The following is a 22,658-nucleotide window of genomic DNA, read 5'->3' on the forward strand; positions in this document are numbered from 1 at the left end:
GAGAGCCCCCTCCGACGCTTCGCGCCACCTCCCCGCAAGCGGGGAGGATCGAAGAAGTCAGAACAACCTACCCCCATCCGGCACCGGCTCGCTCGGCCCGATCAGGACGACCTTGCCGTCGACGTCGGGGAAGCCGAGCGTCAGGACCTCGGACATCACCGGGCCGATCTGGCGCGGGGGGAAGTTGACGACCGCCGCCACCTGCCGCCCGACCAGCTCCTCGAGCGGGTAATGCTCGGTGATCTGCGCCGACGACTTCCTCCGCCCGATCGCCCCGCCGAAGTCGATCGTCAGCTTGTAGGCGGGCTTCCGCGCCTCGGGGAACGGCTCCGCCGCGACAATCGTGCCGATGCGGATGTCGACCTTCAGCCAGTCGTCGAACGCGATCGTCTCGGCCGCGGGGGTGTTCGCTTCCGGAACGATGTGCATTAGAAGTCCGGGTCCTCATAATGGCTCGGCGGCTCGACGCCGCGCATCCGTTCGGCGAGGATCGGCCGGACGCTCCGCCGGCTCTTGAACCCACGGTACCAACGCGCGGTCTGCTCGTGGCCCTTCCAGTCGATCCCGCCGAGATAGTCGGCGATCGAGATCTGCGCCGCCGCGGCGAGATCGGCGAGGCTGATCGTCGAACCGGCCATCCAGTGGCGGTGATCGAGCAGCCAGTCCACATAGTCGAGATGCCGGATCGCGGCCTTCATCGCCTCGCGCAGCACCTTGGCGTCGGGCGAGGTGCGGCGGATCATGCGCTTCTCCATCCGCTCCTGGAGCAACGGCGCGGTGACGTCGCGGTAGAAGTGATGATCGAACCAGGCGACCAGCCGCCGGATCTCGGCGCGCCCGGTGGCGGGGCCGTTGATCATCGCGACGCGCTCGACCGTCTCCTCGAAATATTCGCAGATCGCCATCGAATCGATCAGGACGAGGCCCTTGTCGCGCTCGACCATCACCGGGGTCTGCCCGGCGGGGTTCATGTCGAGGAACTCGTCGCGTTGGTCCCACGGCGCCTCCGCGACGAGCTCGTAGCCCACGTCCTTCTCGTTGAGGAGCAGGCGGACCTTGCGGGAGAAAGGACACAGGGTGAACTGGTGGAGCTGCCACATGCGGGTCCTATGCGCGTAGGGAGCAAGCGGTGGAAGGGGCGATGGACGAAGGCAAGTGGATGACGGCGGGGCTGACGCTGGTCGCGTTCGTGATCGGGTTGACCCTGCCCGACATAGACCAGTTGGTCGGCGTGCATCGCAGCGGGGTGACGCACAGCGTGCTGCCCGCGCTGGTCGCGCTGGGGCGGGTGCGATGGCGCGAGGCGGGGTGCGGGCTCGCCGGCGGGATCGGGGTGCATCTCTCCGCCGACTGCTTCCCGCGGGCGATGACCGGGTATGCGACGGTGAAGCTGCCGTTCGAAGGGTCGATCGGGACGGTGGCCTCGTATCTGTGGCTGGGGACGAACGCGCTGCTGGCGCTGGCGCTCGCCGCCTGGGCGCTGCGGCGGTTGCACCATCCGTTCGCGGCTGCGGGCGTGGCGGCGGGGGCGGCGGTGTTCGCGACCGGGTATCTGTGGCGCGATCCGGGTGGGTGGCCGGTGCTGGGGATTGTGGCGGTGGCGGGGATGGTCTGGTGGCGGCTCAGGTCCGGGAGAGGCTATGACAGGTGATCCTTACAAGGGGTCCTGCGAGGCGGAGGTTACCGCGAAAGGTGCGCTCCAAGCCACATCCAACTGGTGCCTTGGCCGTTGATCACGGCACCGCCCGTTTTGTGGCCGTCCGTCTGTTCAGTCACAAAGTTCGATAGTTCACCATGGCCATCCGGCCATTTCCAGAGTTCTCGGTCGAAACCGGCCAACCGATCCGCTGAGACAGGCTGATGCGTAAACGCGAGGTCATCCACACCGACGAAGTGGATTGCCCGGGTCTCGGTGGCTCCCGGCACAAGGCCGGGCTGGCGGAGGGTGCCGTCATTCGTCCCCTACTCCGCCGCGACCGCCTCCAGTTCGGCGTCGTCGAGCGGATGCGTCAGCCGTCCGAGCATCTCCTTGGGCACCACCTGCCAGAAGTCGCCCGCCGTCCGGTCGAAGTCATCTAGGATGCCGTGCGCCCAGCGGCTGTCGGTCGCCACCGCGTGCTCGGCGATGAGGGCGCGGAGGCGGGTGGTCCAGTAATCGGACGCGAGGCGGCGCCAGACGATCGATTCCGGGTTGGCGCGGCGGGCGAACGAGCCGTCTGGGTCGTAGACGAACGCCATCCCCCCGGTCATCCCCGCGCCGAAATTCGCCCCGACCGCGCCCAGGATCACCGCGACGCCGCCGGTCATATACTCGCAGCCGTTGGCCCCGCAGCCTTCGACCACCACGACAGCACCCGAGTTGCGGACCGCGAACCGCTCGCCCGCCTGCCCCGCCGCGAGCAGCTTGCCCGAGGTCGCGCCGTAGAGGACGGTGTTGCCGACGATCGTGTTGTCCTGCGTCGCGAGCGTCGAGGACACCGCCGGGCGGACGACGATGACGCCTCCAGAAAGACCTTTGCCGACGTAATCGTTGGCGTCGCCCAGCACCTCCAGCCGGATGCCCTTGCACAGGAACGCGCCGAGCGACTGGCCGGCGGTGCCGCGCAGGCGGATGGTGACGTGGCCGTCGTTCAATTTCGACATGCCGAAGGTGCGGGTGATCTCCGACGACAGCCGGGTGCCGACCGCGCGGTGGACGTTGCGGACGCTGTAGGTGAGCTGCATCTTCTCGCCGCGGCTGAAGACGGCGGCGGCGTCCTTGATGATCTGCGCGTCGAGACTGTCGGGGACCTCGTTGCGGAAGGTCGAGAGCGAGAAGCGCCGCTCGGCGTCGGTCGCGTCGACCTTGGCGAGGATGGGATTGAGGTCCAGATCGTCGAGATGCTCGGCCCCGCGGCTGACCTGCTTGAGGAGCTCGGTCCGCCCGATCACCTCGTCGAGGCTGCGGAACCCCAGCCGGGCGAGGATGTCGCGCACTTCTTCCGCGATGAAGGTCATCAGGTTGATGACCTTCTCCGGCGTGCCGACGAACCTGTCGCGGAGCTTCGGGTCCTGCGTGCAGATGCCGACCGGGCAGGTGTTCGAATGGCACTGGCGGACCATGATGCAGCCCATCGCGACCAGCGACAGCGTGCCGATCCCGAACTCCTCCGCGCCGAGGATCGCGGCGATGACGATGTCGCGTCCGGTCTTGAGCCCGCCGTCGGTGCGCAGCTTCACGCGGCCGCGCAGCCCGTTCAAGGTGAGGACCTGGTTGACCTCGCTCAGCCCCATTTCCCACGGGGTCCCTGCATATTTGATGCTGGTCTGGGGGGACGCGCCGGTGCCGCCGACGTGGCCCGCGACGAGGATCACGTCGGCATGCGCCTTCGCCACGCCGGCGGCGACGGTGCCGATTCCCGCCGAGCTGACGAGCTTGACGCAGACGCGGGCGCGCGGGTTGATCTGCTTCAGGTCGTAGATGAGCTGGGCGAGGTCCTCGATCGAATAGATGTCGTGGTGCGGCGGGGGCGAGATGAGGGTCACGCCCGGGGTGGCGTGGCGCAGCTTGGCGATGAACTCGGTGACCTTGAAGCCGGGGAGCTGTCCGCCCTCGCCGGGCTTGGCGCCCTGCGCGACCTTGATCTCGATCTCCTCACAGGCGTTGAGGTATTCCGCCGTCACGCCGAACCGGCCCGACGCGATCTGCTTGACCCCGGAGTTGGCGTTGTCGCCGTTGTCGTACGGCTGGTAGCGCGCCTTGTCCTCGCCGCCCTCTCCCGACACCGCCTTCGCGCCGATCCGGTTCATCGCGATCGCGAGCGTCTCGTGCGCCTCGGGGCTGAGCGCGCCGAGCGACATGCCCGGCGTGACGAAGCGCTTCCTGATCTCGGTGATCGCCTCGACCTGATCGATCGGGACGCCGTCCGCTGGGAAGTTGAACTGGAGCAGATCGCGCAGGTAGATCGGCGGCAGGTCCGCCACCCCGCGCGAGAATTGCAGGTAGTTGGCGTAATTGTCGGTCGCGCACGCGGTCTGGAGCAGGTGCATCAGCTGCGCTGAATAGGCATGCGCCTCGCCGGTGTGGCGCTGGCGGTAGAAGCCGCCGATCGGCAGCGTGGTGACCTGCTCGTCGAACGCCGCTTCGTGCCGCTCGGTCGCGTTGACGTGGAGCGAATGATAGCCCTCGCCGCTGATCTTGGCGGGCATGCCGGGGAACAGATCGTTGACCAGCGCGCGGGAAAGCCCGACCGCCTCGAAATTGTAGCCGCCGCGGTACGACGAGATCACGGCGATCCCCATTTTGCTCATGATCTTGAGCAGGCCCTCCTCGACCGCCTTGCGGTGGTTGGCGAGGCATTGGGTGAGCGTCAGATCAGCGAACAGTCCGCGGGCGTGGCGATCGGCGATCGCGGCCTCGGAAAGATAGGCGTTCACCGTCGTCGCGCCGACGCCGATCAGGACAGCGTAATAATGCGTGTCGAGGCATTCGGCGGTGCGCGCGTTGATGCTGGCGTAGGAGCGCAGCCCCCGGCGGACCAGATGGGTGTGGACCGCCGCGGTCGCGAGCACGCCGGGGATCGCGACCCGGTCCTCGGACACGCGCTCGTCGGTCAGGAACAGCTCGCTGCGCCCCTCGCGCACCGCCTGTTCGGCCTGGTTGCGGATGCGCTGGATCGCGGCGCGCAATTTCTCGGGACCGCCGCCGATCTCGAAAGTGCAGTCGATCTCTGCCGCACCCGCGCCGAAATAGGTCTTGAGCCGCGCCCAGTCTTCGCCGGTCAGCACGGGCGATTCGAGCACCAGCACCCGCTCGCGCCGGTCCTCGGTGTCGAGGATGTTGGCGAGATTGCCGAACCGGGTCTTCAACGACATCACGTAGCGTTCGCGCAACGGGTCGATCGGCGGATTGGTGACCTGGCTGAAGTTCTGGCGGAAGAATTGGCTGATGATCCGCGGCTTGTCGCTGATGACAGCGAGCGGGGTGTCGTCGCCCATCGAGCCGATCGCCTCCTTGCCGGTCTCGACCATGGGCGCGAGGATCAGCTCCATATCCTCGAGCGTCTGCCCCGCGGCGACCTGGCGGCGGGCGAGCTCGGCGCGGGGGTAGCGCGTGATCGTGTCCGCCGAAGGCGGCGGCAAATCGTCCATCACCGCGAATTCGCCGATCATGCCGGCGTAATCGTGCTCGGCGGCGATCCGATCCTTGACCGCCCGATCCTCGAGCAGGACGCCCTCTTGCAGGTCGACCGCGATCATCTGCCCGGGGCCGAGCCGGCCCTTGGCGACGATCGTCGATTCGGGGACCGAGACCATCCCGCTTTCGGAGCCGACGATCAGCAGTTCGTCCGACGTGCGCGTGTAGCGCAGCGGGCGGAGCGCGTTCCTGTCCATCCCCGCGACCGCCCAGCGCCCGTCGGTCATCGCCAGCGCGGCGGGGCCGTCCCACGGCTCCATGACGCTCGCCAGATATTGGTACATCGCGGTGTGCGCCGGCGGCATGTCGCCGCCGTCGACCTGCGCCTCGGGCACCAGCATCAGCTTGGCGGTGGGCGCGTCGCGGCCCGAACGGCAGATCGCCTCGAACACCGCGTCGAGCGCGGCGGTGTCGCTCGCACCTGCGGGGATCACCGGCTTGATGTCTTCCGAATGCTCGCCGAAGGCGGTGGCCGCCATCTTGATCTCGTGGCTGAGCATCCAGTTCTTGTTGCCGCGAATCGTGTTGATCTCGCCGTTGTGCGCGAGGCAGCGGAACGGCTGCGCAAGCCACCACTGCGGGAAGGTGTTGGTGGAATAACGCTGGTGGAAGATCGCGACGCGGCTCTCGAAGCGGCGATCCTGCAGGTCGGGGTAGAAGAGCGACAGGCTCTCGGCGAGGAACAGCCCCTTGTAGACGATGCTCCGGCAGCTGAGCGAGCAGATGTAGAAGCCCTGGATCTGCGCGGCGATGATCCGCTTCTCGATCCGGCGGCGGACGAGGTAGAGCGTCTTCTCGAACTCGTCGGCCGACTGTTCGTCCGCGGTCGGTCCGGCGATCATGATCTGCTCGATCTCGGGGCGCGTCGCCTGCGCCTTCATGCCGATGACCGATACGTCGACCGGCACCTGACGCCAGCCGTAGATCGTGTAGCCGGCGTCGATGATCGCGCTTTCGACGATCGTGCGGCAGCTCTCCTGCGCCGAAAGATCGGTGCGCGGCAGGAAGATCATCCCGACCGCAAGCCGGTTCGGCAGCACCTTGTGCCCGCCGGCGACGATGGCGTCGTCGAAGAAGCGGGTCGGCAGGTCGACGTGGATGCCCGCGCCGTCGCCGGTCTTGCCGTCGGCATCGACCGCGCCGCGGTGCCATACCGCCTTGAGCGCATCGATCGCCGACTGGACGACGCGGCGCGACGCCTTGCCGTCGGTCGCGGCGACGAGGCCGACGCCGCAGGCGTCGGACTCCATGTCGGGGCGATACATGCCCTCTTGCGCGAGGCGCGTGGCGAGGTGGGTGCGGGGGTCAGTCATCGGACGATTCTCGATCGCTCGCAAAGCGAGTGGAAATCAGGTGGAGCGCGGCGACGAGGCGTTCGGCGGCAGCCAGCGCATCGGCGAGTTCGCGTCGACGCTGCTCCGGCGTCATCGCATATTCGTGAATCAGCCGGTTGCGCTGCTCGTTGAGTTCAATCCAGACGGGGACATTCTCGATGATCTCATAGCCATCGAGACGATCGAGCATCGCACCCAAGGGATGACGAAGGTCGCGTCCTTCCAGCACCGCCAGGAGGCGCGGGAACAGCTTCCGCAACGTCAGGTCCGTGACCTGCTGGAACCGCTGGAGAAAGGCGTCGGTGGCGAGCAGATCGAACCGCGTCTTGCCGTCCTCTTCCCTCAGGATCGCGTCCGCATCTTCGTGCAGCGAGCGCTCAAGCCGCGCGATGGCGCCGGCGAGAGCCCGCGCGGTCTCGGCCAGCCTGGCCTCTCGGGTGCTCACAACCGCTGACCTTCGGCCATCGCACGCGCAACGACATCGGAAATTGGCTGTCCGGCGATCGAGACGAGGATGTCGTATTCGCGGTCGCCTACCCAGCGATCGAGCAGCGCCCGGAAACGAGCGCGCGACCCCGGCGCGGGCTCATCGGAAGAAAGAATGTGAAGGTCGATATCCCCACCCCGCCGAGTATCGTCGAGCCGGCTGCCGAACAGCCGAACGACTGCGCTGTCACCGAAGGCCTCGCGCGTGGCCGCCTTGATCGCGGCGACCTCCTCCGGCGTCAGCCTCACGGTCGCACCTGCGGCGGGTCCTTGAGCTGGGCCGGCGCGACACCCAGCGCCTTCGCCATCTGCGCCTTCTGGACGGGCGTCAGCTCCTCCAGCTTGCGCGGCGGCGGGAGCGCAGCGGTCGCCTTCTGCGCGGCCTCGACGAAGCGCGGCATCTGGGCGATCATCTTCGGCATCATCGCCTTGGTCACGTCCATGATCGCCGGATCGGTCGCCATCGTCATGTAGCGCGCGGCGAACTTCGCGCCGGTCGGTGTCGCGAAGTAGCGGCCGAGGTCCTTCAGTTCGTCGAGCGTGAAGGTGTGGACCAGTGCGCGCGCGTAAGCCTCGCGCAGGTCGGGCTCGACGCCCGCGAAGAAATCGCCCATCGCGGCGAACATGGCGCGCATCTGGAGCTTGGCTCGCTCCTGCCAGTGCGGATCGTAGATCGCCAGGACCCGCGCAAGATCGACCCTGTCGAGCGCCGCCGCCTGCTTTTCGTCAAGCCCGCCGAGCTGAGCCAATTGCTTCAACGGCATTGCGCCGATGCTGTCGCCGATCGAGTCCATCAGCGGCCCCATGGTCGTGCCCATCAGCCGCTGGTACGTACCAGGCGGCAGCAGCCTGACGGCGATCGCCCGCGCCTCGGCGAGCGCAGCCGGATCGTCGGGACCAGCCGTGACGGGAGCCGAAGCCACTTGCGCGACGGCAGGCGCGGCAAGCGACAGCGCCGCCGCCATGACGATGAAGCCCAACCTGCTCACGCCGCCACCCCCTCGCGCACCTTCGCCCGCAGGTACTTGTGCATCGACGCCGCGACATCGCGCCCGTCGCGGATCGCCCAGACCACCAGCGATGCACCCCGCACGATGTCGCCGGCGGCGAAGACGCCATCGAGCGAGGTCATCAGCGTCTCGCCGTCGGCCAGCACCGTGCCCCAGCGCGAGACGCCGAGATCGGGGGCGCCCCACAACACAGGCAGGTCCTCGGCGTCGAAGCCGAGCGCCTTGATGACGAGATCGGCGGCGAACGTCTCCTCGCTGCCGGGATCGACCTCGGGCGCCCGCCGGCCGCTTGCGTCGGGGCTGCCGAGGCGCATCCGGTGGGCGCGAACGCCTGTGTCCTCGAACGCGGCGGGGGCGGCGAGCCAGACGAACTCGACGCCCTCCTCCTCGGCGTTGGCAACCTCGCGCTGTGACCCCGGCATGTTGGCGCGGTCGCGGCGGTAGAGGCACTTCACGCTGGCCGCATCCTGGCGGACCGCGGTGCGGACGCAGTCCATCGCGGTGTCGCCGCCGCCGATCACGACGACATGCTTGCCCGCGGCGTCGAGCGAACCATTCTCCAGCTCCGGTACGGCGTCGCCGAAGCCGCGCCGGTTGGACGCGGTGAGATAATCGAGCGCGGCGACCGCACGGTCGGCGCCCGCGACCTCGACCTGGCGCGCCTTGTAGACGCCGGTCGCGATCAGGAGAGCGTCGTGGCGCGCGCGGAGATCGTCGAGCGAGGCCTCGCGGCCGACCTCGAAGCCTTCGTGGAAGACGATCCCGCCCGCCTTCAGCCGATCGACCCGGCGCATCACCACCGGCTTCTCGAGCTTGAAGCCGGGGATGCCGTAGGTCAGCAGCCCCCCGGCGCGGTCGTGGCGATCGTAGATGTGGACCTCATAGCCGTGGCCGCGCAGATACTCCGCCGCCGTCAATCCGGCCGGACCGGCCCCGATCACCCCGACCGACTGGCCGCGCTCGGCTCCCGGAACGAGCGGCTCGACCCAGCCTTCCTCCCAGGCGGTGTCGGTGATGAACTTCTCCACCGCGCCGATCGTCACCGCGCCGTGGCCGCTGAACTCGATCACGCAATTGCCCTCGCACAGCCGGTCCTGCGGGCAGATGCGCCCGCAGATCTCGGGCATGGTAGAGGTCGCGTTCGACAGCTCGTACGCCTCGCGCAGCCGCCCCTCGGCGGTCAGGCGGAGCCAGTCGGGGATGTGGTTGTGCAGCGGGCAATGGACCGAGCAATAGGGCACGCCGCACTGCGAGCATCGACCCGCCTGGTCCTCGGCGGTGGGGACCGCATAGCGAGCGGCGATCTCGCGGAAGTCTTCCGCGCGCTCGGCGGCTTGGCGCTTGGCCGGATAGGCCTGCGGGCGCGCCGTGAACTTGAGCATCGTATCCGCCACACGCACCTCGGCCGAGTCGCGGTCCGCGTGGCCGCCCCGAACCGCTATTCGCAGGCGCGATCGACTACAAGGCAGCTATGCTGCCGCTTTCATGCACGTTTCATGCATTGATCCGGTCCTGCGAACGTTTGCGCTCCTTGCAATAGGACCGCTCTGTTACCTAAACATCAACCAGGCGAGCGCGGCGGTACCCGCGACGATGCGGTACCACGCGAATGGCGCGAAGCCGGTCCGCCCGATCATCGTCACGAAGCCGCGGACCACGACCAGCGCCACGACGAACGACACGACCATGCCGACCCCGATCGCGCCCCAGCCGACACCGCCGCCCGCGGCCAGGGCATGGCGGTTCTTGACCAGTTCGAGCGCGGTCGCCCCGACCATCGTCGGGATCGCCAGGAAGAAGGAGAATTCGGCCGCGGTCCGCCGCTCGACCCCGAGCGAAAGCGCGCCGAGGATCGTCGCGCCCGAGCGGCTGACGCCCGGAACCATCGCCAGACACTGGATGACGCCGACGCCCAGCGCGGTGCCGAGCGGGATGTCGGCGACCCCGCGCACCGCGCCGGGCTTCGCCAGCCGCTCGACCAGGAGGATCGCGACCCCGCCGACGATCAGCGCCACCGCAACCACCTCCGCATTGCCGAGCAGCGCCTCGACCTGCTTGTGGAGCGCGAGCCCGATCACCGCCGCCGGGATGAAGGCCACGAGCACGTTGCGCGCGAAGCGCCACGCGCCCGCATCGCCGCGCAGCAGCCCCGACGCGACGGTCCAGACCGTGCGCCAGTAGAGCGCGACGATCGCCAGGATCGCGCCGAGCTGGATGACGACGTTGAAGGTCGCCCAGCGCCCGGCATCATAGCCCAGCAGCTCGGTCGCCAGGATGAGATGCCCGGTCGAGGAGACCGGCAGGAACTCGGTCACCCCCTCGACGATGCCGAGGAGGACCGCGGTCAGCAGGTCCGACATCAGGATTGCAGGGCTTCGAGCGCCCCGAACCGCCCGGCCCGGCGATAGCGGACGAGCCAGGTCGGCGCGATCGCCTCGAGCGGGGTCGGGGTGACGCCTAGCGCCGCCAGCCCCTTGCTGCCGGGCGCGGCGACGGCGTCGCGCTGAAGCATCTTCCACTGATCGGCGGTGATCGGCGCGCCGGGCAGGAAGCCGAGCGCGGCGATCGCGCCGCCCGCCATGTCGGGCAGCGCGACGAACTCGGGGCTGCGCCCGATCGCAACCGCGATCCAGCGTTGCAGCGCAATCATCGTCAGCACCTCCGGACCGCCGATCTCGTAGGTCTCGCCGCCATAGCGCGCGGGGTCCGACAGCGCCGCCGCGATCGCCTGGGCGACGTCGCCGACGAACACCGGCTGGAACTTCGCGGGCGCGCGCAGCACCGGGACGATCGGGAAGCGCGCGATCATCTGCGCGAAGCGGTTGATGAACTGGTCCTCGCGCCCGAACACCGTCGACGGCCGCAGGATCGTCGCCGCGGGGAGCGCCGCGCGCACCGCCGCCTCGCCCTCCCCCTTCGTCGCGCCGTAGCGCGACGACGACGCGGGGTCGGCGCCGATCGCCGAGACATGGACCAGCGCCGCGCCCGCCTTCGCCGCCGCCTCCGCGACCGTGCGCGCGCCGTCGACGTGGATGCGGCGGAGGTCGCCGGTGAAGGTCCCGACCAGGTTGACGACCCCGTCCGCACCCTCGCAGGCGCGTGCGATCGTGTCGGGCCGGGTCACGTCGGCGGCGACGAACTGGGTCTGGCCGAGCCCGCCCTGCGGCTTGAGGTACAAGGCGCGGCGGGGATCGCGCTCCGCGACCCGCACCCGCGCGCCGGCCTCGAGCAACGCCTGCACGGCATAGCGGCCGAGGAACCCCCCGCCGCCGACCAGAGTGATGAGCGTGTTGTTGAGCATGTGACCTTCTCGATCCGGGGCGCGACGTCGCCGCGCCTCTGCCCTCGCGATGCCCGATTGACAAGGCCGCGGGGGTCCCTCTAGAGGCGCGCCCCTACCCCGTGCCCAGATGGCGGAATTGGTAGACGCACCAGCTTCAGGTGCTGGCGGTCGCAAGGCCGTGGAGGTTCGAGTCCTCTTCTGGGCACCATTTTCCGTCGCGTGGCGCGACGTTCCGATTTCTCGGCGTGACCTCGTCTCACGGGCTGGTTGCATCCGTTCTGGCGGCAAGTTCCGCTTGACTCGACGACTGCCAACGTGCCCTTTTTGTTCCGGCGGGAGGGGCGGATGATCCACTGGCGGGACGAGGCGGACGCGCTGCACGAAGGCCCGCTGTTCGGCGCGTTCGCGGCGCTGGCGCGGGGCGAGGCGTGGAGCTTTCCGGCGCTGCGCCCGCATCAGCGCGAGCCGTGGCACGCCTTCACCGTCCAGGTCGCGGCGATGGCGCTGATCCGCAGCGGGCGCGACGCGCTGCCGGAAGACGAGGCGAGCTGGCGCGAGCTGCTGCTGGCGCTGTCGGACGGCGTTGCCGAGGCGTGGGAGCTGGTGGTGGACGACTGGTCCAAGCCGGCGCTGCTGCAGCCGCCGGTCGTCGCTGCGACGAACCGGCTCGACTATAAGAGCGTCCTCTACACCCCCGATGCGTTGGACATGTTGGTCACCGCCAAGGCGCACGACCTGAAGCCCGAGCGGATGGCGGCGGCAGGCGACGAGGACTGGCTGTTCGCGCTGGTGACACTCCAGACGTACGAGGGTTTTCTCGGCGCGGGAAATTATGGGATCAGCCGGATGAACGGCGGGTTCGCCAGCCGCATGAGCCTGGGCATCCGGCCCGCGGGAGGCGGCGCGGCGGCGGGGTTCCGGCGCGACGTGGAGCGGGTGGTCGCTCATGCGCGCGGCCGGCGGGATCGGCGCAACGGTCTCGCCCTGGTTTGGACCGCGCCTTGGGACGGGGCGGCCTCGCTCGACTTCCAAACGCTCGACGAACTCTACGTCGAGGTCTGCCGTCGAGTCCGGCTGCGGCGCAGCGGCGACACGATCGACGGAGTCGCGGCCGGATCGAGGTGCGCGCGGATCGCGGCGGCGGAGTTGAAGGGCAAGACCGACGACCCGTGGTTGCCGGTCAAGGCCGATGGCTCGTCGAGCCATACGCCGACCGGCGCGGGGTTCGGCTACCGGCAGATGGCGAACCTGCTCGATCGCCAGAAGGTCAGCGAGCCGCTGCTGGCGCGGCTCGCGCCGGAGGACGATCGACAAGGGCTGGCGATCGTCGCCGCGGCGCTGGTGCGGGGGCAGGGCAAGACCGAGGGGCTGCACCGCCGCATCGTGCGGACGACCCGGGTTGAGGAGATCGAGGAGACGGGAGAGGTCGACGTGCTCGACCGGATCGGCGATGTCGCGCAGGTCCGCTCCGGTGAGGCGGGACAAGCTTCAGATAAGCTACGGTACGCCTTGTATGCGCTACTCCAAGGCGCTCCATCAGAACCGGGCGCCAACAAACGACTTGCTGTCCGTTTGAACGACAAAGCGTCCATAGCTCGAGCGGAAGAATGGACGGTGCTGTTCGACGCGCGAGTAGATCGTGTCTTCTTTGATGGTGGTTTCTGGGCCGAGGCCGCCGAGCGCGACGGCGACCATCGCCGCCGCTGGCGCGAGCGGCTGCGCGTGCTCGCGACCGAGGTGTTCGACGAAGCGGCGGAGGCCGCGCCGCGGACCGAGATGCGCCGTATCCGCGCGATCGCGCGCGCTAAATCGTATCTGGATGGTCAGATGACCAAGTGGCTGGGAGAGCTCGCATGACCGAGATCGCACCCGACGTTCCCGTGGAGGAGCGCGCAAAGGACCCGGTCGCCTCGATCGCGGGGCAGATCACCAAATTGTCGACCGGCGACCGCGCGGCGCTGCGCCGCATCTATCTCACGCGCTCCTACGAGGCGGACGGGATCGTCGTCGGTCTGCTGACCCGCGCCGGCGTGACCGTTTCCGAGCGCGAGGACGTGTTCGCACCGTGGCGGCTGATCGCGCATGTCGCCGCGCTGCTCGCGGGGACGGCGGCGGCTCAGCCGCACGCGCCGGCGCGCCGCCTCGGCTCCGCGCTGCACGCCTCGGGCTATTCGGAGAACCGGCTCTTGCGGCTGACCGCCGCGCGTGGGCCGGCGCTGCACGGACAGGTCGTGCGCGCGGCACGGATGCTGGCGCAGGCGGGCGAAGCGCCGGTGAACCTGTGGACGTTGCTCAACCTCGTCGGACGCGATCCCGACAAGGCCGAGGAAGCCCGCATCCAGATTGCCCGAGACTATTACGCCGCCGCCGCGCGGGCCTGAGGGGGAAACCATGACGCCGAAGTTTCTGCAAATCCACTTCCTCGCCGCCTGGCCGGGGGCACTGCTCAACCGCGACGACGCCGGGCTGGCCAAGCGGCTGCCGTTCGGCTCGGCGACGCGGACGCGGATCTCGTCGCAGTGTCTCAAGCGGCATTGGCGCGTCGCCGACGACGACCGGGCGCTGCATAGGCTCGCCAAGGAACAGGGCGTCGAGGGCGTCCGCTCCAAGATCACGATCGAGCGCGCGGTGACCGGACCATTGCGACAGCGATACGACGGCAAGGCGGTCGACGCGGTCGAGGGCGTGTTTCTCACCCATTTCTACGGCAAGAACGCCAAGTCGTCCGACAGCCGCCAGGCTTTGCTGTTCGGGCGGCCGGAGATCGCGTGGATGCGCGAGAGTGCCGAGCGGCTGCTGTCGGAGAACCCCGACGCTAAAGGCGTCGAAACCGCCGCTACCGCGTGGATCAAGGAGGGCCGCGCCAACCTCAACCAGCTGCGCGAGCAGACCGCGCTCTCGGCAAGCCTGGAAGCCGCGCTGTTCGGGCGAATGGTGACGAGCGACACCCGCGCCAACACCGACGCCGCGATCCATGTCGCCCACGCCTTCACCGTCCATGAGGAGCAGCCCGAGCTCGATTACTTCACCGTCGTCGACGACCTGCGCGACCGCGCGCAGGGCGACGACGCCGGGGCGGCCGGCGTGTTCGACACCGAGCTGACCTCGGGGCTCTATTACGGCTACGTCGTCGTCGACCTGCCGCTGCTCGTCTCGAACCTGACCGGCTGCGACCGCAAGGACTGGACGGGCGAGCACGACCGCGACCTGGCAGCGCGGGTGGTCGAGAACCTGATCCATCTCGTCGCCGAGGTCTCGCCGGGCGCGAAGAAGGGGTCGACCGCGCCGTACAGCCGCGCCGAGCTGGTGCTGGTCGAGGCGGGCGACCGCCAGCCGCGCACGCTCGCCAACGCCTTCCGCGACGCGATGCCGCTGACCGATCGCGACTCGAACCGCAGTCTCGGCCACCGCACGGCGGCGGCGCTCCGCAAGCATCTGGCGGACATGGACGCGGTCTATGAGACGCGCGAAGCGCGCCGCCATATGGCCCTGCCCGACCTGGCGCTGGCCGGCATCGACGGCGGCTCGCTGCGCGCGCTCGCCGGCTGGGCCGGCGGCATCGTCCGGAGCGCTTCGGTCGAGGCGCCCGACGAGGCTGCGGCGGCGTGAGGCACCTGCTCCTCGATCTCGACGCGCCGCTGATGAGCTTCGGCGGCGACATGGTCGACGCTTACGGCGTCGTTCGCGACTTCCCGGCCAAGTCGATGGTCGCGGGGCTGATCGCCAACGCGCTCGGCTGGGAGCGATACGAGGCGGACGCGCACGCACGATTGCAGGAGCGGCTGGTGATGGGGAGCGTGCGCGCGGGGGAAGGCCGGCGGATGCGCGACTTTCAGACGGCGAAGCTCGGCGCGGGAGACCGCGGCTGGACGACGCGCGGACGCTTCGAGGGGCGCGCCGGCGGGGCGGCGACCTACGAGTCCCCCCACATCCGCTACCGCGACATGGACGCGGACGCGCGCGTGCTCGTGGCGCTGCGGCTCGAACCGGCGGACGACGCGCCGACGCTCGACGACGTCGCCGCCGCGCTCGACCGGCCCGAGCGCCCGCTCTTCGTCGGCCGCAAGCCGTTCCTTCCGTCGCGGCCGCTGCTGCTTGGCATCGTCGAGGCGGAGGGCGTCCCGGCGGCGCTCGCGACCGCGCTCCACGTGATGCGCGACGCTCCCGCACACGACGAGGACGTGCGCGCGCAATGGCCGCTGCGTGAGCCGGTCGATGGCGAACTGCTCGCCCGGCAGTCCGACGGATCGCCGATCGATCCGCAGGAGGAGGAACTGACCGACGAGCGCCGCTGGCCCGCCGGCGTCCACGCCGGGCTGCGGCGCGTGATGGAGGGCCGGCTGCGCTGGCCGGCGCCCGCGGAGGCCGCGGCGTGACGCTCCACCTCGTCCGCCTGCCGGTGAACCTGCGCGCGCTCGCCGCCTTCGCGGTCGCCAACCGCGCGAGCGACGACGACGGCGGCTACGCGCTCCATCTCGCGCTCCGCCGCCGCTTCGGCGAGGCCGGGCCGCAGCCGTTCCGGCTGTTCGCCGACGACGGACCGACCGCCCCTCACTTGCTCGGCTATGCCAAGGATGAGCCCGCGCTCGCCGACATGGCCGCGCTCCCCGCCGCCGATCCGGCCCTCGACGCCGCCTTCGGTGAGCCGCAGCTGCGCGCGATGCCCGAGACCTGGCGCGACGGCGCGCGCTTCGGCTTCGACGTGCGGGTGCGGCCCGTCGTCCGCTTCGGTGGGCGGGTCCGCGCGGCGCGAGCCGGTCGCGACGACGCCTTCCACACGGGTCGCGCCAAGCCTGCGCAGGAGATGGACGCCTATCTCGCCGCCTGCGAACGCGCCGGGCCGCTCCAAGAGGGCGCGCCGACGCTCGGTCGCGAGCCGGTCTATGTCGACTGGCTGGAGCGCCAGTTCGCCGCCGCCGCGACCCTCGAAGGCGTCGAGCTGCGCCAGTTCCGCCGCGTCCGCAGCCGCCGCGCGCGCCACGCTTCGCCCAGCGGCGGTGCGCCGGCGACCGGCCGCCCGCAGGTCGAGGGCCCCGAGGCGCTGATGGCGGGCACGCTCACCGTCCGCGACCCCGCCGCCTTCGCCGCATTGCTCGCGCGCGGGGTCGGGCGGCATGCGGCGTTCGGCTACGGCATGCTGCTGCTCTCGCCGCCGCGGCGCGGGTAGGTGCTCTCGGGCCGCCTCGGGCTCGAACGCGCGCGCATCCCGCATGCGGACCGGCAGGGGCTGGTGTGGCTCGATCGCGGGCGGCTGGAGGTCGAGAACGGCTGCCTGCGCTTCGTCACCGCCGGCGGCGATCTCGCGGCGGGCGATTACCAGATCCCGCATCAGGCGATCTCGATCGTGCTGCTCGGCCCGGGATCGAGCGTGACCCACGACGCGCTGCGGCTGCTCGCGCGGCACGGCTGCGGGCTGGCGGCGATCGGCGAGGGCGCGGTCCGCTTCTACACCGCGCCGCCGCTTCTGCCCGACGCCTCCGCGCTCGCCCGCGCGCAGGTGACGCGCTGGGCCGATCCCAAGCTCCGCATGGAGACCGCGCGCGCGATGTACGCGATGCGCTTCGGCGAGATCGTGCGCACGCGCGACATCACCGTGCTGCGCGGGCAGGAGGGCGCGCGGATCAAGCGGGCTTATGTGCTCGCCGCCGAGCGCCACGGCATCCCCTGGGCCGGTCGCCGCTACGACCGCGAGAACCCGGAGCTGGGCGACCTCGCCAATCAGGCGATCAATCATGCGGGCGCGGCGATGACCGCCGCCGCCTGCGTCGCGGTGGCGGCGACCGGCGCGATCCCGCAGCTCGGCTTCGTCCACGAGGAGAGCGGGCAGAGCTTCTGCCTCGACGTCGCCGATCTCTACCGCCACGACGTGCTGCTCGACATCGCGTTCGGCGCGGTCAAGGAGGCGCGCGCCCGCGGCGCGGCGCCGATCGAGCGGCTGGTGAGGAAGCGCGCGGCGCTGCTGTTCCGCCAGCGTGAGGTCATTCCGGGCATGATCGACCGGATCAAAACGCTGCTCGCGCCCGGCGCGGCGCTCACGGGCGAGGCGGACGCCAAGGGCGGGGCGGAGGAAGGCTGATGCCGCTGACCGTCGTGATCACCCGCGACGTGGAGGATCGCTACCGCGGGTTCCTGGGCTCGGCGATGCTCGAGCTGGCGCCCGGCGTGTACGCGCAGCCGCGGATGAGCGCGGGCGTGCGCGAGCGGGTGTGGGCGGTCGTCGCCGAATGGTACGCGCGGCTGCGGCGCGGCAGCATCGTGATGTGCTGGGCCCAGCCGGGCGCCTCGGGCGGGCTCGGGCTGGCGACCCTAGGCGAGCCGCCGAAGGAGGTCGTGTCCCACGACGCCGTGCTGCTGGTGCGGCGGGGGCTGGTGGCGTCGGCGGCGCCGACCGGCCCGCCGCGACCGGGGTGAGTCCGGCTGCTCTTTAACATTGTCGAACGGAACCAAGCCGTTGTAGGGCAGAGGCTCCCCCGCATGCGCGGGGATAGGCCCAAGGTGCGGCACGGCAACCCCGAATACTTGGGGGCTCCCCCGCATGCGCGGGGATAGGCCCGCGCAAGCCTAAGGACCTTTCGGCCCTTATCCGGCTCCCCCGCATGCGCGGGGATAGGCCCCCTATGAACGCCTCGACCCCGCGAACACGAAAGGCTCCCCCGCATGCGCGGGGATAGGCCCCTGCTCGATCGCCGCGTCGAACGTGAGGGCGGGGCTCCCCCGCATGCGCGGGGATAGGCCGCAGATCAACCGCAAGGGTCAGGTGCTCGTGGAGGGCTCCCCCGCATGCGCGGGGATAGGCCCTCCTCGATGTAAGCGTCGAGCATCTGGTCGATGGCTCCCCCGCATGCGCGGGGATAGGCCCTCCGACACGCCGACGTCGACCGTGATCGCCGAGGCTCCCCCGCATGCGCGGGGATAGGCCCAACCTCAAGCTGGCGCAGAAACTGCTCGGGCAGGCTCCCCCGCATGCGCGGGGATAGGCCCACCCAGCCCATCGTGGTCGATCCCGACCAGACGGCTCCCCCGCATGCGCGGGGATAGGCCCCACCGGGACCAAGCTGCCTCCGGGCGTGAACAGGCTCCCCCGCATGCGCGGGGATAGGCCTCACGTCCCGTCGGCGCCCGGCACCCCGCCGAAGGCTCCCCCGCATGCGCGGGGATAGGCCCGATATACTGCTGGTAATCGCCCGGCAGCGCCGGGCTCCCCCGCATGCGCGGGGATAGGCCCACTTGTGAGGTCGAGAGCCCGGAGGCGGACCTGGCTCCCCCGCATGCGCGGGGATAGGCCCGGAAGATGTCGGTTCGCGTGCCCTTCTCGGCGGGCTCCCCCGCATGCGCGGGGATAGGCCCTTCTTCTGATCAAAGGACAGGCGTGTCCACTTGGCTCCCCCGCATGCGCGGGGATAGGCCCTTGATCTTGTCAGCGAAGAACGCCTTGGCGTCGGCTCCCCCGCATGCGCGGGGATAGGTCCCTCGACGGCACGATCGACCTCTACGATAGCACGGGGCTCCCCGCACCCGCGATAACAGGCCCGGCCGAGACCGCTCAGGCGTCGGCCGCGCGGGTGCGTCTCTCGCCGCGGCCGAAGCCCAGCGTCCGCGCGATCTTGCTGCGCGTTTCCGAATAGGCGGGCGCGACCATCGGATAGGATTGGGGCAGGCCGTACCGGGCGCGATACTCGTCCGGGGTCAGCCCGTGCGCCTTCAGATGGCGGATCAGCGAGGCATAGGGTTTGCCGTCGATCATCGAGATGATCCGGCCGACGATCTTGAGCGACGCCTTCGCACCCACGGCAGGCTTGTGTTCGGGCCGCTCGGGGACGGCAGGCGCGACCGGCTCCGGATGGTCGAGTTGCTCGACCGCGGCATAGACGCTGGCGAGCAACGCCCCGGCCTGATCGGCGTCCGCGCGGGTGTGGGGGCTGGCCAGCCAGGCAAGCGTGATGTCGGTCGCGCGGGCAAGACTGTTCTGTTCTGACATGGCGTGATCCCCCTCGATGACGAGCCTGGCCAGTAGAGGATAGTTACCGTTCGAAGACAATGGCCGTTTCGTAACAATCGTCCTTAACCCGGCACTGCGGTCGTGAAATAGTCGAGCGCGATACTGTCCCCCAGCGCGAAGCCGCCGGCGCCGAGCGTCAGGCCGCGGGTGTCGACGATCCGGAGGCCCGCGCCGACCAGCAGCGACGCCAGGTCGGCCGGCGTCAGAAACCGCGACCAATCGTGGGTGCCGCGCGGGATCCGGCCGGTGCCCTCGGCGACCGTGATCAGCGCGAGACGCGACAGCGCCGTCCGGTTGGGGGTCGACAGGACCAGCAGCCCGCCCGGCGCCAGCCGCGCGGCGAGCCCGCGCACGAACGTCTCGCGGTCGGCGACGTGCTCGATCACCTCCAGGCAGCTGACGACGTCGAACGCGCCCTCGATCGCTTCGACCCCGCCGTGACGATAGTCGATCGCGAGCCCGGCCGCCTCGGCATGGGCGCGTGCAACCGCGATAGTCTCCGCCGCCGCGTCGACCCCCGTCACGTCCGCCCCCATCCGGGCGAGCGGCTCGGCCAGCAGCCCGGCGCCGCAGCCGACGTCGAGCGAGCGCTTGCCGGCGAGCGGCGCGAAGCCGGCCGGATCACCGCCCCAATGCGCGTCGACCCGTTCGCGGATGTAGCGCAGCCGCACCGGATTGAGCCGGTGGAGCATCGCCGACGAGCCCTTCGGATCCCACCAGTCGGCGGCCATCGCGCCGAAGCGCCGCGCCTCCTCGGCGGAGATGGTGGTATCGGTCGTTACGGTTGCGTGGTCCATGCGCCGCTCCTATCAGCGCACACCCGTTCCCCAAAGCGTGAGGCAAGTCGAGACGTGGCCCGCATCGTCATGAAATTCGGCGGCACGTCGATGGCCGGGATCGAGCGGATCAGGAGCGTCGCGACGCGGGTCAAGCGCGAAGTCGACGCCGGCAACCAGGTCGCGGTGGTCGTCTCGGCGATGGCGGGGGAGACCGACCGGCTGGTCGGCTTCTGCCGCGAGGCGTCGCCGCTCTACGATCCGCGCGAATATGACGTGGTGGTCTCGGCGGGCGAGCAGGTGACGAGCGGGCTGCTCGCGATCGCGCTCCAGGCGATCGGGGTACCGGCGCGCAGCTGGCTCGGCTGGCAGCTGCCGGTCAACACCTCCTCCGCCCACGCCTCGGCGCGGATCGCCACGATCGAGACCGACACGCTCGACGAGAGCCTCGCCGCAGGCGAGGTCGCGGTGATCCCCGGGTTCCAGGGCGTCGCAGTCGGCGGGCGGGTGACGACGCTGGGGCGCGGTGGCTCGGACACCTCGGCGGTCGCGGTGGCGGCGGCGATGAAGGCCGATCGCTGCGACATCTACACCGATGTCGACGGCGTCTATACGACCGATCCGCGGATCGTCCCGCGCGCGAGGAAACTCGCCAAGGTGACGTACGAGGAGATGCTCGAGCTCGCGAGCGTGGGGGCGAAGGTGCTCCAGACCCGCTCGGTGGGCCTCGCGATGAAGGAGAAGGTCCGCGTCCAGGTGCTGTCCTCGTTCACGGGACCGGACGCGCCAATGGCGGATGCATTGCCCGGCACGATGATCGTCGGCGAAGAGGAGGTAGACGACGTGGAACGCCAGCTCATCACCGGCATCGCGCACGACAAGAACGAAGCGAAAATCACGCTGACCGCGGTGCCGGACAAGCCCGGATCGGTCGCGGCGATCTTCGAGCCGCTGGCGAACGCCAACATCAACGTCGACATGATCATCCAGAACATCGCGCATCGCAGCGCGAGCGCGTCGGCGACCGATGTGACCTTCACCGTCCCCGCCGCCGACCTCGCGCGCTCGATCGAGGCGCTCAACCAGGCGCGCGAGGCGATCGGCTTTGCGGAACTGGTCCACGACACCCGCGTCGCCAAGGTCTCGGTCGTCGGCGTGGGGATGAAGAGCCACGCCGGCGTCGCCTCGACCATGTTCACCACGCTCGGCGCGCGCGGGATCAACATCCAGGCGATCTCGACCAGCGAGATCAAGGTCAGCGTGCTGATCCACGAGGACGAGACCGAACTTGCGGTGCGGGTGCTGCACACCGCTTACGGGCTGGATGCGGACGAGGTGGCGTAGCGCGGCGCGGCGCGGGAGACGGATGGAGGCGCCGATCCGGTTGCGGAGAGTTTGCGAGCGGTGGGTGTCGAGGAGGTTCCGCGAACACGCGGAGTCCAGGACCTTCGGTGAGCGTTCGCCGCATCTGACGACGAGGCGGCAGCTCCCACAGGCGCAAGCCCGGGCGATGGACCGCACGGAACGATTCCATCACGGCTCTTTCAACATCGCTGGATGCAGTTCGACGGAGGTGCGTCGGCGTCTCCCATCTTGTCAGCCCATCGGACGATAGCTCGCGATTTGCGGATGTTCCAATGGCGGCGCGCCCATCCGCCATGTAGGTGTTCTCACAAGATAAATCGCTCGGACGCACCTGATCATGCTCGTTCTATTTGCTGCCGCCGCGGTGGCATCTTCCGCACCGGAGCCGGTCTCTCCGATCGGTTCGCTCGTCGGGGCCTCCGATTACCCGCCGGGGGCAATTCGACAAGGTGTCACCGGCCGCGTCGGCTTTCGGTTGCGCGTGGATACCACCGGCAAACCCGATGGGTGTGTGGTGTCGCAATCGTCCGGCTCGACAGAGTTGGACAACGTCACTTGCGACCTGATGTTAACTCGCGCGCGCTTCAAACCGGCACGCGGACCGTTCGGAGAGCCGGTCCGTGGAGATTTCGAGGCCCGAATCGCCTGGGCGATCGACAACGAGCCAGAGGCTGTCGCTAGCTAAGTCATTCGCGTGCGGAGCGAGCTTGATTCTGCGGGCAGGGTCGTATCCTGCACGGCCGTTCCCGCAGAAGCCGCTGCCGAATTCGGCGGCTGCACTTTGTTTGGTGATCCTCGCATGCTCGGCCATCTGGTCATGCGCCCGCTGAGCGGGCTGTCCTGGGTGGAGATGCGCATGATCAAGCAAGCATCGACCGGCGCGCCGGTCGCAGATCCTGTTCCCGCAGGCGCGATCAAGAGAGTGCTGGCGAGATCGACCGTCACTATCACGCCGAGCGGCGCCATGGGCGGCTGCACAAGCGACGTCGTTACAGAATTTGAGGGTCGCCCGTTGAATCTCTGCGCCATCGGGCAAGTGGACCCAGACACCAAGTTTACACCCGCCGTGACGGCTGAGCCCCGCCTGCTCACCATCATCATGGAGGTGGTGTCGCAAGCCCGGTGACCTGGGCGCCCGAATGATTGCGTTTGAGCTCATCATCGATGGTCACAGATAACTGAGTGTGGGTGGTCGCGCCGCCACTTCGCATATCATGTCGGATCGCTCA

General features: G+C 69.6%; 22 protein-coding genes, 1 tRNA gene and 1 CRISPR repeat array. Of the genes, 13 read left to right on the forward strand and 10 right to left on the reverse strand.

All coding sequences use genetic code 11. From position 1 onward, the window contains the following. Positions 1-57: 57 nt before the first annotated feature. Positions 58-429: a tRNA-binding protein gene (locus tag AC4GYY_RS10700; RefSeq protein ID WP_491120451.1), complete on the reverse strand. Its 372-nt coding sequence runs from the start codon at positions 427-429 to the stop codon at positions 58-60. Beyond that, positions 429-1,100, reverse strand: a complete 672-nt coding sequence (locus AC4GYY_RS10705) for a glutathione S-transferase family protein (protein ID WP_491120453.1) — start codon at positions 1,098-1,100, stop codon at positions 429-431. The genes AC4GYY_RS10700 and AC4GYY_RS10705 overlap by 1 nt, the downstream gene beginning before the upstream one ends. A 41-nt stretch (positions 1,101-1,141) precedes the next feature. On the opposite strand from AC4GYY_RS10705, the gene AC4GYY_RS10710 reads away from it, so the two are divergent. Next, on the forward strand, positions 1,142-1,651 hold the full coding sequence (locus AC4GYY_RS10710; RefSeq protein WP_491120455.1) for a hypothetical protein: 510 nt from the start codon (positions 1,142-1,144) through the stop codon (positions 1,649-1,651). Between the two features lie 311 nt (positions 1,652-1,962). Here AC4GYY_RS10710 and gltB read toward each other — a convergent pair whose 3' ends face one another. Continuing rightward, complete coding sequence (gene gltB / locus AC4GYY_RS10715; RefSeq protein WP_491120457.1) at positions 1,963-6,489, reverse strand: glutamate synthase large subunit; 4,527 nt, start codon at positions 6,487-6,489, stop codon at positions 1,963-1,965. A 40-nt stretch (positions 6,490-6,529) separates the two neighbouring features. Here gltB and AC4GYY_RS10720 point away from each other — a divergent pair, with 40 nt between their 5' ends. Continuing rightward, positions 6,530-6,964: a hypothetical protein gene (locus tag AC4GYY_RS10720; RefSeq protein WP_491120458.1), complete on the forward strand. Its 435-nt coding sequence runs from the start codon at positions 6,530-6,532 to the stop codon at positions 6,962-6,964. Here AC4GYY_RS10720 and AC4GYY_RS10725 read toward each other — a convergent pair. The 5 genes from AC4GYY_RS10725 to AC4GYY_RS10745 form a co-directional block, all read right to left on the reverse strand. Then, positions 6,952-7,245, reverse strand: coding sequence for a hypothetical protein (locus tag AC4GYY_RS10725; RefSeq protein ID WP_491120459.1), 294 nt, complete (start codon positions 7,243-7,245; stop codon positions 6,952-6,954). The genes AC4GYY_RS10720 and AC4GYY_RS10725 overlap by 13 nt on opposite strands. Next, positions 7,242-7,985 (reverse strand): DUF2059 domain-containing protein, encoded by a 744-nt coding sequence (locus tag AC4GYY_RS10730; protein ID WP_491120461.1) that lies wholly within the window; start codon positions 7,983-7,985, stop codon positions 7,242-7,244. The genes AC4GYY_RS10725 and AC4GYY_RS10730 overlap by 4 nt, the downstream gene beginning before the upstream one ends. After that, positions 7,982-9,388 carry an NAD(P)-dependent oxidoreductase gene (locus AC4GYY_RS10735; protein ID WP_491120463.1) on the reverse strand — a complete coding sequence of 469 codons (1,407 nt, stop codon included), beginning with the start codon at positions 9,386-9,388 and terminating at the stop codon, positions 7,982-7,984. Before AC4GYY_RS10735 ends, AC4GYY_RS10730 begins: the two co-directional genes overlap by 4 nt. Before the next feature lie 168 nt (positions 9,389-9,556). Further along, positions 9,557-10,366, reverse strand: coding sequence for an undecaprenyl-diphosphate phosphatase (locus AC4GYY_RS10740; RefSeq protein WP_491120465.1), 810 nt, complete (start codon positions 10,364-10,366; stop codon positions 9,557-9,559). Continuing rightward, complete coding sequence (locus tag AC4GYY_RS10745) at positions 10,366-11,307, reverse strand: complex I NDUFA9 subunit family protein (RefSeq protein WP_491120467.1); 942 nt, start codon at positions 11,305-11,307, stop codon at positions 10,366-10,368. Before AC4GYY_RS10745 ends, AC4GYY_RS10740 begins: the two co-directional genes overlap by 1 nt. A 103-nt stretch (positions 11,308-11,410) precedes the next feature. On the opposite strand from AC4GYY_RS10745, the gene AC4GYY_RS10750 reads away from it, so the two are divergent. The 8 genes from AC4GYY_RS10750 to cas2e all read left to right on the forward strand — a co-directional run bounded on the left by AC4GYY_RS10750 (position 11,411) and on the right by cas2e (position 17,700). Beyond that, positions 11,411-11,497: transfer RNA gene (locus AC4GYY_RS10750), tRNA-Leu, on the forward strand. A gap of 137 nt (positions 11,498-11,634) precedes the next feature. Next, complete coding sequence (locus AC4GYY_RS10755; RefSeq protein WP_491120469.1) at positions 11,635-13,146, forward strand: hypothetical protein; 1,512 nt, start codon at positions 11,635-11,637, stop codon at positions 13,144-13,146. After that, positions 13,143-13,670: a type I-E CRISPR-associated protein Cse2/CasB gene (gene casB / locus AC4GYY_RS10760; RefSeq protein WP_491120471.1), complete on the forward strand. Its 528-nt coding sequence runs from the start codon at positions 13,143-13,145 to the stop codon at positions 13,668-13,670. The genes AC4GYY_RS10755 and casB overlap by 4 nt, the downstream gene beginning before the upstream one ends. A gap of 10 nt (positions 13,671-13,680) precedes the next feature. Continuing rightward, entirely contained in the window at positions 13,681-14,898 is a 1,218-nt protein-coding gene (gene cas7e, locus AC4GYY_RS10765) for a type I-E CRISPR-associated protein Cas7/Cse4/CasC (protein ID WP_491120472.1), read from the forward strand. After that, complete coding sequence (cas5e, locus tag AC4GYY_RS10770) at positions 14,895-15,665, forward strand: type I-E CRISPR-associated protein Cas5/CasD (RefSeq protein ID WP_491120473.1); 771 nt, start codon at positions 14,895-14,897, stop codon at positions 15,663-15,665. The genes cas7e and cas5e overlap by 4 nt, the downstream gene beginning before the upstream one ends. Further along, complete coding sequence (locus AC4GYY_RS10775) at positions 15,662-16,456, forward strand: type I-E CRISPR-associated protein Cas6/Cse3/CasE (protein WP_491120475.1); 795 nt, start codon at positions 15,662-15,664, stop codon at positions 16,454-16,456. Before cas5e ends, AC4GYY_RS10775 begins: the two co-directional genes overlap by 4 nt. Continuing rightward, positions 16,457-17,365, forward strand: a complete 909-nt coding sequence (gene cas1e / locus AC4GYY_RS10780; RefSeq protein WP_491120477.1) for a type I-E CRISPR-associated endonuclease Cas1e — start codon at positions 16,457-16,459, stop codon at positions 17,363-17,365. Beyond that, positions 17,365-17,700 (forward strand): type I-E CRISPR-associated endoribonuclease Cas2e, encoded by a 336-nt coding sequence (gene cas2e / locus AC4GYY_RS10785; protein WP_491120479.1) that lies wholly within the window; start codon positions 17,365-17,367, stop codon positions 17,698-17,700. The genes cas1e and cas2e overlap by 1 nt, the downstream gene beginning before the upstream one ends. A gap of 52 nt (positions 17,701-17,752) precedes the next feature. After that, positions 17,753-18,758: a CRISPR direct-repeat array (repeat unit 29 nt; unit sequence GGCTCCCCCGCATGCGCGGGGATAGGCCC). 74 nt (positions 18,759-18,832) lie between these two features. Here the strand turns inward: cas2e and AC4GYY_RS10790 are convergent. Together AC4GYY_RS10790 and ubiG are read right to left on the reverse strand one after the other, a co-directional pair. Then, entirely contained in the window at positions 18,833-19,267 is a 435-nt protein-coding gene (locus AC4GYY_RS10790) for a MucR family transcriptional regulator (protein WP_491120481.1), read from the reverse strand. Between the two features lie 83 nt (positions 19,268-19,350). Beyond that, positions 19,351-20,085 (reverse strand): bifunctional 2-polyprenyl-6-hydroxyphenol methylase/3-demethylubiquinol 3-O-methyltransferase UbiG, encoded by a 735-nt coding sequence (gene ubiG / locus AC4GYY_RS10795; protein WP_491120483.1) that lies wholly within the window; start codon positions 20,083-20,085, stop codon positions 19,351-19,353. 54 nt (positions 20,086-20,139) lie between these two features. Between ubiG and AC4GYY_RS10800 the strand changes: the two genes are divergently transcribed. The 3 genes from AC4GYY_RS10800 (at position 20,140) to AC4GYY_RS10810 (ending at position 22,555) form a co-directional block, all read left to right on the forward strand. Continuing rightward, positions 20,140-21,408 (forward strand): aspartate kinase, encoded by a 1,269-nt coding sequence (locus tag AC4GYY_RS10800; RefSeq protein ID WP_491120485.1) that lies wholly within the window; start codon positions 20,140-20,142, stop codon positions 21,406-21,408. 358 nt (positions 21,409-21,766) lie between these two features. Then, positions 21,767-22,114: an energy transducer TonB gene (locus tag AC4GYY_RS10805; RefSeq protein ID WP_491120486.1), complete on the forward strand. Its 348-nt coding sequence runs from the start codon at positions 21,767-21,769 to the stop codon at positions 22,112-22,114. Between the two features lie 114 nt (positions 22,115-22,228). Further along, positions 22,229-22,555, forward strand: a complete 327-nt coding sequence (locus AC4GYY_RS10810) for a hypothetical protein (protein WP_491120488.1) — start codon at positions 22,229-22,231, stop codon at positions 22,553-22,555. The last annotated feature ends 103 nt before the right edge of the window (positions 22,556-22,658 follow it).

The organism is Sphingomonas sp. SP6 (genome assembly GCF_058313435.1).